We start from the raw sequence: 12,849 nt of genomic DNA on the forward strand, positions 1-12,849 counted from the left end.
TAGAGCGTGCAGTAAATCATGTGAAAACATCTTTTACTGCACATTTATTTAAATCTTTCTCCACGCTCGGTTAGCACCCATTTTCGAACATAGCCCATGTTTTGTTGAATCGTTTCAATTGTTTTTTCACTTTGTAAAGCCTTTTGGAGTACAGTATAACGGACATCCGTCGCTCGTACATTCGTGCCAATATCTTTAGATATCGTTTGAAATATCCGCTCTATTGTTTTCGTTGTAATCGGTTTTGTTTGACTAGCCTCACTAACCCAAAGCCATTCGCCCACTTTCTTCTCATGCAATTCCTCAGTTGCCCCTTTATACTGCAGCAACATTTCCATTAACACATTTGAAAGCTTCATTTCTCTTTTTCCATTTCGATTGGCAATAGACATATGTAAATTATCCGTGGAGAGATGTGTCCATTTCATCCGAACAAGTTCTGCTGGCTTACAACCTGTTTCGATAAACATTTGCACAATACAACCATTTCTTCGTGCAAGCCAAGCATGCTCTTGTGTTTTCGCATATTGAAAATATGTTGGCCATACATCTACAATGCTCATTAATTGCTCTTTCGTAAGCAACTTTAATGTGTCTTTACCTCTCTTTTTAGGCTGTAAAATACTTTCATATTCGAATGGTTCTACCCATTCTCGCAAAAAAATAAAGTCTACAAAACTACGAAGTGAAGCGATTTTATGATTGAATGTATTTACATTTGGATAGTGCTCCTTTAAATAATTACTATATATAAATATTAATACTTTGAATTGGCTGTCTACATTTTCAATATTTTGCTCACTTGCAAATGCTAAAAATTGCTGTCCATCTATATTGTATTGCTTTTTAGTAGCTGCACTTTTCTTTAAAGAATCTAAAAGCAATAAATAGCTTTGCCATGCCTCCTTTAATTTTACCATTTTTCTCCCTCCTTATTAGATTGGGCGTAAGATAGTTTTATTTTATAATATATAGAGGGCGTGTAGTAAAGTTTTTTTACAAACTATAGTGTCGGATAATCTGTAACAAAGGAATAGATGACCGCTTCTCGATTGGAAATGTCTCTTAGTTAAAAAGAAACAAATGTTCCTATAGTAGTTTCTCATATGTTTTAATTTTTTACAATAGTAATCTTCTGTTGTAGTACAATCACTTGAATATGCTTGTAATTTTGTATAACAGGCTAAAAATACATGAAAATTCGTATTATTTAGTGTTTCCCCTTCTTTGTGTTATATAATATAAGCATTATCTTAATGTAGGGGGCTTTTCAATTATGCAAGTAAGAACGACTCGTCTTGAGGCTGAGGATGCCAAAATTATTTATCAGGAAACGGCAGGGCTTGCGATTATCACAATTCACAGACCGCAGGCGAAAAATGCGTTAACAGCAAATATGTGGGAACAATTAGCTAACATTGCCCTAAAAGTGTTAGATAATCCGAAAAATAAAGTGCTAATTTTACGTGGTTCTGGTGAAAACTTTACTGCTGGCTCTGATATTAAAGAATTTAACGCCATTTCACTTGAAAAAGCTGAGGAAGCATTTTTACATATGGAAAAAACGATTTCAACGATAGAACGTTTACCAATTCCTACTATTGGTGTTATTAATGGTCCTGCGATGGGCGCTGGCTTAGAGCTGGCTTTAGCTTGTGATATTCGAATCGGCTCTGAAAAAGCGAAATTAGGCATTCCAGTAGGTAAATTAGGCATCACACTAAACAATAAATTCGCTCAACGCCTTGTCCAACTTGTCGGCCCTTCTACAACGAAGGATTTAGTATTTACTGGTCGTATGTTTAAAGCTGAGGAAGCATTTAAACTTGGCATGCTCAACTACTTAGTTGCTGAAAAGGACTTAAATAAATATATGATTCGAATGGGTAAGCTTGTTGCTGGTATGTCACCAGAATCATTACTAGCTGTAAAACAATCTGTACAAGAATGTATCGATAGTGTACCAGCACTTTGGCAAGGCTCTACACCATTTGTAGGCAGCGATTTTACAGAAGGCTGTCGCGCCTTTGTCGAAAAACGTCAACCACAATTTACTCGCCCGTCTAAATAAAAATACAGGTACTCTTCTCGCCTTTTTGCGTATGGAGTACCTGTATTTTATTTTCGTTTATGCATCGCGGGATGAACGTAAAGATTAATGACATCTAGTTCATAGCCAAAATGTTGAAGGAACGAACGTTGTACTTCTTCTTGCAATAGATAGAGTCGTCTTGGTAATAAATAATCAATCGGCATTTTTAATTGCAATGATATAGTTGCCTTAGCCTGTTCTCCAAGACTAAATTGGATATGCTCAACCTTCTGCACGATATCTTGCTCATTACAGCAATACGTAAGTAACTGTACATATACCTGTTTTTCAATTTCAATATATTCTTGTTGGAAATCAGGTCGAACGATTGTTGTTTCACCGATTTTTTCACGCTTTGGAGTGAAAATCTCTTTCCCTTTTTGAATAAGTCGTTTAAAGAAATTTTGCTCGACTTGGCGATACGGTATCGGCATAACATGCTTACCTTGTGTCTGGCGAATAAATTTCGCTTTTTGAATTTCTTTTTGCGAGCGAATATCTTCAACATAATAATACGTTTCGATAGGTCCTAGCTGTAAACGCGCAGCAATATTTTTCGTCATTTTATCTGACGTGCCAATGAGTAAAATAGATTGTACATTGTATGTATCGAGTGCTTTTATAACTTCCTCACGATGAGTTTCCTCTGTGAAAATTGCACGTCGTACAGCTGTTATCGTATTTTTTTCAAATTTTGCGGATATGCCCGCTACTTTTACACCATTGACGATAAGTAAACCATCATCGATGATCGCTTCTACACCGATTTTATGTGCAAAAACTAGAGCACTAGTACTTTTCCCTGTTCCACTCGGTCCACTTAACGAACAAACCTTCATCAATACAACCACCTTCCTCGTTTCATAATAGCAGAATTAACACTTTTATTTGCTAATATAAACAAGATACTATCATGTACACAAGTTTTTCTCATATTAGCTTAAATATTTACGCTAGCCTACGCAAGCATCTTCTCCATTAATAGAATATATTCTTTTTTCAGAATAACTTTCCCTTTCTGTGCTTTAGTATGTTAAAATGTGAACTACTATTCTGTTATAGAACTATAAGGAGTGTACTAGTTTTGAAAATCGTACCATCAAAAAAAATGTCTTTATTTACACCAGCAATTTTTGGAGATTTAAAGAGCTTTGCAAAGCAACAACAAGAAAAAGGAATGTCTTTGATTGATTTAAGCTTAGGTAGCCCAGACCTTCCACCACATGCGAAAATTCGCGAGCATTTATCGTATCGAGCTAGCTTAGAAGAATCATATGGCTATACGTTAAGTGGCACACAACGTTTTTACGATGCAGTGAGCCGTTACTATAAACGCCGTAGTAATGTTGATTTGGATCCTGCAAGTGAAATTATTCAAACAATAGGCTCTCAAGAAGGATTAGTCCATTTGCCTATCGCATTTTGTGATCCAGGAGACATCGTACTGTCAACAAACCCAGCGTACGTAGCTTATGATGCGGGCATTCATCTAGCAGGTGCAACACCTTACTATATGCCTCAAACAGCCGAAAACAATTATTTACCAGATTTAGATGCAGTGCCAGAAGAGATTGCCCAAAAAGCAAAACTACTTATTTTAAATCTCCCAGGGAATCCAGTACCTGCGATGCCTTCTCTTGCTTATTTCGAAAAGGTCATTGCTTTTGCTAAAAAATATAACGTAATTGTGCTACATGATGCAGCATACTCAGAGTTTTATTTTACTGGTGAAGGTCCAATTAGCTTTTTAGCAACACCAGGCGCAAAAGAAGTAGGGATGGAAATTAATTCGCTTTCAAAAAGCTTCAGCTTAGCTGGAACACGCATTGCCTATATTGCTGGTAATGCCGAAATGATTGCTATATTAAAGCAACTAAAATCAAATTTAGACTTCGGTATTTTTGAACCAATTCAAGATGCTGCAGTTGTTGCACTAGATAATGCAGAAGAAATTACTGCAAACTTGCGTGCCACTTTCTCAGCGCGTCATAAAACATTAATGAACGGCTTACATGACTTAGGTTGGGATGCAGCCCCTTCAGATGGTGGTATGTTCGTTTGGGCAAAATATCCGTACGATATTGACTGTACTGAATTGGCATTTAAGCTAATCGAGCAAATCGGTGTTGTGACAGTACCAGGAACAGTTTTTGGAACAGCAGGACAAGGTTATTTGCGCCTAGCACTTGTGCAGCCAAAGGATGTATTGCAAGAAGCAGTAGATCGTTTGAAAAACGTTTCAATTTAATATTAATTCAAAAAGCATGTGATACGGGATTCTCCACTTTCACATGCTTTTTTTACTAAAAACACAGCTACCGCATCCACGCAGTAGCTGTGTTTTGTTACACATCATATTTTTGGACTTCTTCATCCTCATAGCGATTGTATCGTCTCTTAAATAACTTAAATAAATGAGTTACTAAAACTTTAAAAATCGCATAGCCTGGAATCCCTAAAATAACACCTGGTACACCAAATAGCGAACCTGCTGTTAGTAATACGAAAATGATGGATACTGGGTGGATACTCAATGATTTCCCCATTATTTGAGGAGAAATAAACTTCCCTTCAATCAACTGCACAACTGTCCAAACGATGGCTAGTTTTACAAGCATAAATGGCGAATTTACAAGCGCGATAATGGCTGCTGGTGTAATAGCGATTACTGGTCCTAAGTATGGAACGACACTAGTAATCATCGCTAGGAAGCCAAGTAGCAAAGCATATTTCATGCCGATAATTAAGAAGCCAATTGTCACCATTGCACCGATACACATTGAAACTAAAATTTGCCCTTGTATGTAAGAACTAATTTGCTTGTCCATATCGTGTAAAACATCATGTAAACCGTCGCGCATGCGCGGAGGGCAAATTTTCATGACAAATCTCGGTAGTTTTTCTCCATCTTTCAGTAAATAAAATAAAATAAACGGTACTGTAACGAGCGACAATATAATGCCCGTTAATGTTGATAGAAATCCTGTTATACCAGTAGCAACACCTTGGGCTAAATTTGCCGCAGTATCTTTTACTGTTTCGATAATATCTGTCGTGAAATTCATCACAACTTTTTCATAGTTAAAATCCATATTGGCTAAATACTCATTTACGCGTGAGTTATTCAAGTATTCTACAATATTTTGAGTTAGTGCCATAAAATACACAGGGAATTCTTGTGCTAAATTCGTAAATTGATCCCGTAAAAAAGGATAAACGAGCACGACGAGTAACGTAATGACGCCAATGACACCGATATATAAAATTAAGATGCCCCATGCTCTTGGGATACGCCATTTTTCAAGTATTCCTAATAATGGTCGTAATAAATAATATCCTATTACGGCAAGCACCCCTGGTAAAATAACTACTTCGAATAATACTTGTAGCGGGGTAAATATGAAGGAAACTTTTCCAAACATAAAAATCACACATGCGAGTAATAATAAAATAATCAACGTAAATAATAAATTTTTACCACCTAAAAAGCGGATAAACTTCGTCGAAAAAAAGTTTGAATGCTCCCTTGGTCTTTGTTCTTTCATATTCACACCCCAATCCAAATGCTCACCAACGGTCACCTATATTTTACAGGATAATGTTGGCTTTTGCGAAACATCACTCTAAGGAAATCCCTAAAAATTTACTTAAAAACTCTTTATTTTTCTGTTCATCAATAACAATTGCTGACCCTGCATGGCTAAAGTTTTGGAAATCATAGCTGCCTTCAATTGGTACTGTCGCTTTCTCTATTGATATTTTCCCTTTAGACACCATTTTTAAAACTTGTTGTATTTCACCTGCAGACGAATAATCCGTAGTCACATAGCCTTGGGCTGCACCGACGAATTTTGGTAAGTTCAATACATTTTGGGGTGCTACTATTTCATTTTTTAATGCTTCAATTACTTTTTGCTGGCGTGCTACACGACCAAAGTCACCTTCCGCATCATGACGGAACCGCGCATAGCCTAATAATTCTTGACCATTAAGGTTATGTGTACCTTTAGTAAGCGTAACGCCAATTTTTTCAGACATATCTTTTTCTACATCTATTTCCACACCATTCGGTGCTAAAATATCAACAAGTGATTCAAAATTTTTAAAATCTACAAGTGCATAATGATGAATTGGTAATCCAAACATATTACTTAATGTATCTTTTAACAGTTGAACGCCACCTAAATAGTATGCGGTATTTAGTTTATAGGATTGGTAACCAGGAATGTCTGCATAAATATCTCGCATAAATGAAACAAGCTTGATATCATTGTTTTTCTTATTCCAAGATAATACCATCATTGTATCTGTTCGTGATTTTTCTTCACCACGTGTATCAATTCCTAGTAATAAATAGTTTTCAATATCACCATTTATTTGATCTCCATTAAAATCTTCTTGTGCTACCTTTGTGTCAGTTGCTAATTGTAAACCACTGCGATATTGCATAATGCTATATCCTGCAATTACAATGACACAGAGTAATAAGAACGTAAACAATGCTCTCCCTTTACGCAATCGACGTTTTTTCGGTCGTTGCGAGCGTCTTGTATACTCTTGCTCTTCCATATCAATATAACTCCTCTATTTTTTTATAGTTAATGTAACGATTGCTAGTAAGGAAAGTTTCATTTTTCTTTCTAACTTCATCCACATCTCTCTATTCGTTATTTTACACCCTATTTGCCAGTTATGAGTAAAATAATGCTATAATATTTTCACGAAAGAAAGGATGATGAACATGATTGAAAAAGCGACATTTGCAGGTGGCTGTTTTTGGTGTATGGTAAAGCCATTTGTTGAGTGGGACGGTATACATAAAGTCACATCTGGCTATATGGGTGGCCATTTAGAAAATCCAACATATGAAGATGTTAAAAAGGGCGACTCTGGTCATTTAGAAGTAGTAGAAATCGAATTTGATTCTTCGATATTTAGCTATGAACAATTACTAGATATTTATTGGATGCAAATTGATCCAACAGATGCCTATGGTCAATTTCACGACAGAGGTGAATCCTACTCCACAGCAATTTTTACTTATTCTGAAGAACAAAAAAGAATTGCTGAGGCATCGAAAGAAAAACTTGCAAACAGTGGGCGCTTCGATAAACCTATTGTAACCATTATTCGTGATGCTCAACACTTTTATCCAGCAGAAGATTACCATCAAGATTATTATCAAAAGGAATCGGAGCATTATAAGCAAGATCGCGCAATATCAGGGCGAGATGAATTTATTGCTGACCATTGGAAGAAATAAGCGTCTATGTAACGGTATAGTTTTCCTTTACAACAAAAAATCCATTGTGTTTTTCACACAATGGATTTTTACATTTAATCGTTTATTTTAGAAGTAAGGGAAAATGACTGCATTGCCTCAAAGAAACGCTTACCATATTTCTCAAATTTCACTTCACCGATACCACCTATTTGTCTAAGTCCTTCGAGTTCTAAAGGCTTTTTATCACATAGCTCACGCAATGTTTTATCAGAGAACACAACAAATGGTGGCACCTTTTCTTCATCCGCAATCTCTTTACGTAATAATCGTAAGTGTTCAAATAGCGGATCATTTTCTGCAAGTACTCGAACAGTAATCGCTTCTTTTCGCATAACTATTCGACTGCCTAACAGTACGGACTTTCCTTCCTCTGAAACATAAATCGTTGGGAATGTTCCGTGCTTCACTGCTAGTAATCCTTCCGCAATTAAAAATTCTATAAAATTTGATACCTCTTTTGAAGATTGACCTTTTAAAATACCGTATGTTGATAGTTTGGAAAACCCAAATTCAAGAACCTTTTGGTTTTTAGAGCCAATTAATACTTGTGCTACCATCGTTTTACCGAATTTTTGCCCCATCCGTACGACACAAGCTAAAACCTTTTGCGCGTCTACTGTGACATCCTTTACTTCACGGCTATCATTACAATTACTGCATCGATTACACGGTTCGTCGGCTTCTTCGCCAAAATACGTTAAGATTGCATTTTGAAGGCAACCTTCTGTATGACAATAATCAACCATTGTTTGTAATTTCTCTAATTCCTGTGCAATACGTGTTTCATCACGTGTTTGCTCAATTAAAAATCGTTGTGTTTGCACATCTCCTGAAGCATAAAGCAATATACAAGCACTTGGCAGTCCATCTCGTCCTGCACGGCCCGCTTCTTGATAGTAGCTCTCCATATTGCGCGGCATTTGATAATGGATAACGAAGCGCACATTACTTTTATCTATACCCATACCGAACGCATTCGTCGCAATCATAATACGAGCCTCATCCTTTAAAAAACGTTCCTGCTCAGACACGCGCATATCCTCTGATAGCCCTGCATGATATTTGGCTACCGACACACCTGCACGTGCGAGAACTTCATACAAACCGTCGACTGATTTACGTGTCGCGGCGTAAATAATACCTACTTCGCTTTTATTTTTTTCAATATAATTTTTTATATATCGTTCTTTATTTTCACCGATTAATACTGTAAAAGCTAAGTTTTCACGTTCAAAGCCAGTAATAAGTGTTGCCTCTTCATCAATCGTTAATAATTGACGAATATCCTCGCAAACGGCAGGTGTCGCAGTAGCCGTTAATGCGAGAACAGTTGGTTTTTGTGGCCATAGTGTAAACAATTTTTGAATCGCACGATAACTTGGTCTAAAATCATGTCCCCATTGTGAGATACAGTGCGCCTCATCGACCGCTAACAATGGAACGTATAATTGTGATAACGCCTGTAAAAAGGATGCACTTTCTAATCTTTCAGGGGCAATATACAGAAGCTTTAAATAGCCTGCACTCGCTAGCTGCATTGTTTCATCTACTTCTTGAGACGATAGCGTACTATTAATATAGGCTGCAGGTATATTGGCTGCTCGCAATGATTCTACCTGATCCTGCATGAGTGATATTAACGGTGAGATAACAATCGTTAAGCCATCTAGCATTAGTGCAGGGATTTGATAACAAATTGATTTTCCTCCACCTGTTGGCATGACACATAGGCTCGACTGTCCACTTAACGTTTGCTCTATAATTTGGGCTTGTCCGTTGCGAAACGAATCGTACCCAAAGTGGTGCTGTAGCATTTGTCTTGCTTGCTCCATATTATTTCTCACTCCTCTGCTGTTAGACGAATTAACTTATACTCGCCTTGAGCATTTTTAAAAATTTCATATGTCATGATGGAATTGGCCAGTGCCTCCTGGCCCGCTGAATTAGTCAGCACATATTCTGTTTTTGCACGCACAACAATATTTTGTCCAACTTTCTCTATACGTTTAATAGTCGTATTAGAAAAATGAATTTTTGCTTGCTTAGACGCATAATAGGCAACCATGTCATCAAGCGTACTCTGTAAATCCTCTGCTCCTGTAACAGTCTTCATTACGCTTGCATCATTAATCGCAACAGCTGCTTTTAGATGCTCATGGAAGGTGTCAATAAATATTTTTACCTCGTCCTCATTATACGCAAAAACATCCTTACCATATTTTTCGATAGCTTGTTGCACTGCTTCTTTGTCTCCGTTTTCACTATACTTAAATAGATTTTTTGATTGAGACAAACGATCTTTTGCCTTCATGCCGTCTGTAATCCATTCATCAAGTAACTGTACTATATCTTGCAATGGCAATATGTATGGTTGTGAAACACCTTGTTGCTGTCGATTAAAATAAATGCCCACGATTTGACCTTTCTCTGCCTCCATTACAGGGCTACCAGGTGGTAATGCTTCCTCTCCATCTATATAATACGCAGCTACCTTGTCATTATATTTTTTGATTGTGTGTGGCAAGCCATCGACATACACGGCTAGGTTATCCAAATTTCCATTATAAACGGTTGGAACGTTGACCGTAGCGTTATACTTCACTTGTAGCACGGCTATATTATAGGCTGTCGACATATAACGTACTTCAGCTTCTACAAGCTTATCGTTACTAAATTGCACAAGTGCTGTTGGCTTTGAGGATACGAGTGCTCCATTCGTTACAATATAGAGCATCTTTGGCTCTTTTTTCACGATAATGCCTGCACCAATACCGTTCTCTCCTACAACCTTTACCTCTGGAACAAGCTTTTCCTCCTGCTTCTCCACAGGCTTTTCCGATTTCACTTCAGCCTTTTCCTTGTTAAACATTTCTGCAACGGACTGATCACCACAGCCTGTTAATAGGAAGGTTGCCGCTCCAACAATTAGCATTTTGTTTCGCATACATTCACCAGTACTTTCTTTCTCATCTTCTTTCCTATTCTATCATAAACAAGGATGTCATTCGTTTCAAGTTTACATAATATTATTATTTATTTATTTTCTTTAGAAGAAACGCTTTTATCAAAAAAAGGAAAAACCTATTATTTATTAATAGTAAAAACGAACTGATTTTTTCATTCATTCTCCGTATACTACATAAAAAAAGAAAAACAGAATTTAATTCTGTTTTTCTTTTGGAATACCAAAAACTCGGAATATGTAGTCTTGCTCTTGTTCTTTTGACGCAATACCTGTGGCTATACCACCTTGTTTTGTTCCTTGAATAAACCACATCTCGTTATGGTCTTGATCTACCGTTGAAAAATCATCTTGTTTCCAACGCTTTAATATCTCTACATATTTTTCGCTATAATCGAAACTATCTTTATTTTCCTCTACCATTTGCAACAATGTACTTATTCGTTCGGGAGTAATCATAATCGATGATTCTTTCTCATCTGCAATTATCTTTTGATGTGACATTTGTTGAATAACTTCTTGCACTAGGTTATCGACAAAGGGTTCATCTCCAGATTTCCATTCATCAATCATCTTGGAATAAGTTGGATTTTCCCAACCGAAGTATATATCCACTGTCGATACAAACGCTTCCACTTCATCTACTTTTGAAATTGATTGACTGTTTTCGAGTTGACTTCTGTCACTTTCAGATTCTTCGTTTGCATAGTACTTTTTTATTATCAAAAAAGTACCATATATACTCAGAAACGCCGTTAAAACAACTACAACTAAAACATGACTCAACTTCATTTTTTGCCACCTTTCTTTATTAATTAATAATTTACCCAAAAAATATCACATCGTTTCCTAGAATTCAACATCAAACAAGTCATTTGGCTAAACGATAGAATCCTGTTCTTTGTAATATATGCGAACCTAATTTTTCATAAAATTACCTTTAAAAGTATAATTATTGACTTTATTTATAGCATTTTTACATTTGAATGCCGTTGATTTCCGTTACGGGCGGACGCTTTCCGCGGGCACAATGTAAGCCACAACCCTCGCTAACGCGCGGTCTGTTGTGTCTTACATTTTGTGGTGTTCCCGCAGGAGTCGCCGCCCTCCACTTCAATCAACTGAATAATTTAGGCATCATGAGAGAACTACTGGATGCATTTTGTAATATGATTTATTAAAAAAAGGCATGCCCTATTATTCAAGCATGCCCGTCATGTATTTATTTTTTCTTTAATACGAGTGATGTACCTATAATACCTATCATTAAAACTAAAAATATTGCATAGGTAAACGAATGATTGCCCGTTAAATCATAGCAATAACCGATTAATGTTGGAATAATAGCGCTCATCATAAATCCACCTGACATTACCATCGATGACCAACTGTTTGCTTCTTCGTTATTCCGTGCTTCATCCAACGGTAATAATAACCCGATAGGAAACAATCCGCTAAGTACTACCCCTATAATGAGGACAGCCACCCATAACATTAAACCTGTTGCTACCCATAATAATGCAAAGCCGATAACTCCCATAATGGCTAATGTTAGAAGCCAACGAATGCGACTTCGCCATTTTTCCATTAGCATCGGTACGACAATATTTCCAATCATTTGTACAATAGATAGAAATGTAAGCATCGAACTAGCAGTCACAAGTGAGAAGCCTTTATCTTGTAGCATTGGTGTTAACCACGACATCATAGAGAAAAAGAGCGATGTTTGCAGACCAAAATAAAGTAAAATCGTCCATGCTCGACCGTTTTTCCACGGATTACGTGCAGTTTCCTTTTTAGGATATTCTCCTTGTACAGACTGATGATGACCTTGTTTGTTTTGGATAACAAGCAACCAAATCATTAGAGCAATTACTGCAAGCACTGCCCAACTACCAAGTGCAACTGTCCAATTTTGATGAAAGCCATTGTAAAATGATACTGTTAATGCCGCGCTTAATGTGGCACCTGTTCCAATACCAAAAGAATACACCCCAACAACTGTAGTAAAGCGACTCGGGAATTTTTCTTTTATAAATGCATTTAACATCGGACCGATAATGGCAATAGCAAACCCTGCTATAAAACTTGTCACGACTAGCAATGCATAGCTTTCTTTTAACAACCGTAATCCATTGGCAAATACAAGCAGGGCTAAAAGCAATGCAATAGCAGACTTCGTACCAAGACGTTTTTGTAACGGGACAGCCACTGGTGCAAACAGGCCCATACAGAACACTGGAATGGATGTTAGTAGACTCATTTGTGTATTGGATACTTGTAGCGACTCCATTAATACATTAAACAAGGGGCCAATGCCCGTTACAGCAGGTCGCATATTGAGGGCAACGAAAAATATACTAACAACAGCGAATACTATTGAAGCCGTCCATTGTTTATTATTCATAACATTTAATACCTTTCTTCATGCCAATTTCATTATTCGTCATTCAACCTGCACTTGATTCACTACTATCGTTGTCAGACATCTGATTTCTTATATTTATTTTT

General features: G+C 36.9%; 11 protein-coding genes. 3 read left to right on the plus strand and 8 right to left on the minus strand.

Translation table 11 applies throughout. The features are described 5' to 3' along the window. Window positions 1–44: 44 nt before the first annotated feature. A complete protein-coding gene (locus FH508_RS11855) occupies window positions 45–920 on the minus strand; it encodes a tyrosine-type recombinase/integrase (protein ID WP_172771523.1) in 876 nt (291 codons plus the stop codon). A gap of 356 nt (window positions 921–1,276) precedes the next feature. Here FH508_RS11855 and FH508_RS11860 point away from each other — a divergent pair, with 356 nt between their 5' ends. After that, a complete protein-coding gene (locus FH508_RS11860; protein ID WP_172771524.1) occupies window positions 1,277–2,071 on the plus strand; it encodes an enoyl-CoA hydratase/isomerase family protein in 795 nt (264 codons plus the stop codon). A 47-nt stretch (window positions 2,072–2,118) separates the two neighbouring features. On the opposite strand, the gene FH508_RS11865 is transcribed toward FH508_RS11860, so the two are convergent. Continuing rightward, window positions 2,119–2,931, minus strand: a complete 813-nt coding sequence (locus tag FH508_RS11865; protein ID WP_172771525.1) for a hypothetical protein — start codon at window positions 2,929–2,931, stop codon at window positions 2,119–2,121. Window positions 2,932–3,176: 245 nt separating this feature from the next. On the opposite strand from FH508_RS11865, the gene FH508_RS11870 reads away from it, so the two are divergent. Beyond that, window positions 3,177–4,340 carry an aminotransferase class I/II-fold pyridoxal phosphate-dependent enzyme gene (locus FH508_RS11870; RefSeq protein ID WP_172771526.1) on the plus strand — a complete coding sequence of 388 codons (1,164 nt, stop codon included), beginning with the start codon at window positions 3,177–3,179 and terminating at the stop codon, window positions 4,338–4,340. Window positions 4,341–4,437: 97 nt separating this feature from the next. Here FH508_RS11870 and FH508_RS11875 read toward each other — a convergent pair whose 3' ends face one another. Together FH508_RS11875 and FH508_RS11880 are read right to left on the minus strand one after the other, a co-directional pair. Continuing rightward, window positions 4,438–5,637: an AI-2E family transporter gene (locus FH508_RS11875; RefSeq protein ID WP_172771527.1), complete on the minus strand. Its 1,200-nt coding sequence runs from the start codon at window positions 5,635–5,637 to the stop codon at window positions 4,438–4,440. A gap of 73 nt (window positions 5,638–5,710) precedes the next feature. Next, window positions 5,711–6,661 (minus strand): LCP family protein, encoded by a 951-nt coding sequence (locus FH508_RS11880; RefSeq protein ID WP_172771528.1) that lies wholly within the window; start codon window positions 6,659–6,661, stop codon window positions 5,711–5,713. Between the two features lie 172 nt (window positions 6,662–6,833). Here FH508_RS11880 and msrA point away from each other — a divergent pair, with 172 nt between their 5' ends. Further along, on the plus strand, window positions 6,834–7,355 hold the full coding sequence (gene msrA / locus FH508_RS11885; protein WP_172771944.1) for a peptide-methionine (S)-S-oxide reductase MsrA: 522 nt from the start codon (window positions 6,834–6,836) through the stop codon (window positions 7,353–7,355). A 74-nt stretch (window positions 7,356–7,429) separates the two neighbouring features. Here the strand turns inward: msrA and recQ are convergent, their stop codons facing one another. From recQ to FH508_RS11905, 4 genes are all read right to left on the minus strand, one after another. Then, window positions 7,430–9,208 (minus strand): DNA helicase RecQ, encoded by a 1,779-nt coding sequence (recQ, locus tag FH508_RS11890; protein WP_172771529.1) that lies wholly within the window; start codon window positions 9,206–9,208, stop codon window positions 7,430–7,432. 8 nt (window positions 9,209–9,216) lie between these two features. Beyond that, a complete protein-coding gene (locus FH508_RS11895) occupies window positions 9,217–10,320 on the minus strand; it encodes a TcaA NTF2-like domain-containing protein (protein ID WP_172771530.1) in 1,104 nt (367 codons plus the stop codon). A gap of 216 nt (window positions 10,321–10,536) precedes the next feature. Then, window positions 10,537–11,130 carry a DUF6241 domain-containing protein gene (locus FH508_RS11900; RefSeq protein WP_172771531.1) on the minus strand — a complete coding sequence of 198 codons (594 nt, stop codon included), beginning with the start codon at window positions 11,128–11,130 and terminating at the stop codon, window positions 10,537–10,539. Window positions 11,131–11,560: 430 nt separating this feature from the next. Then, window positions 11,561–12,745, minus strand: coding sequence for an MFS transporter (locus FH508_RS11905; RefSeq protein ID WP_172771532.1), 1,185 nt, complete (start codon window positions 12,743–12,745; stop codon window positions 11,561–11,563). Window positions 12,746–12,849: the final 104 nt, after the last annotated feature.

It is taken from the genome of Lysinibacillus sp. CD3-6, assembly GCF_006351725.2.
Classification (GTDB): domain Bacteria; phylum Bacillota; class Bacilli; order Bacillales_A; family Planococcaceae; genus Lysinibacillus.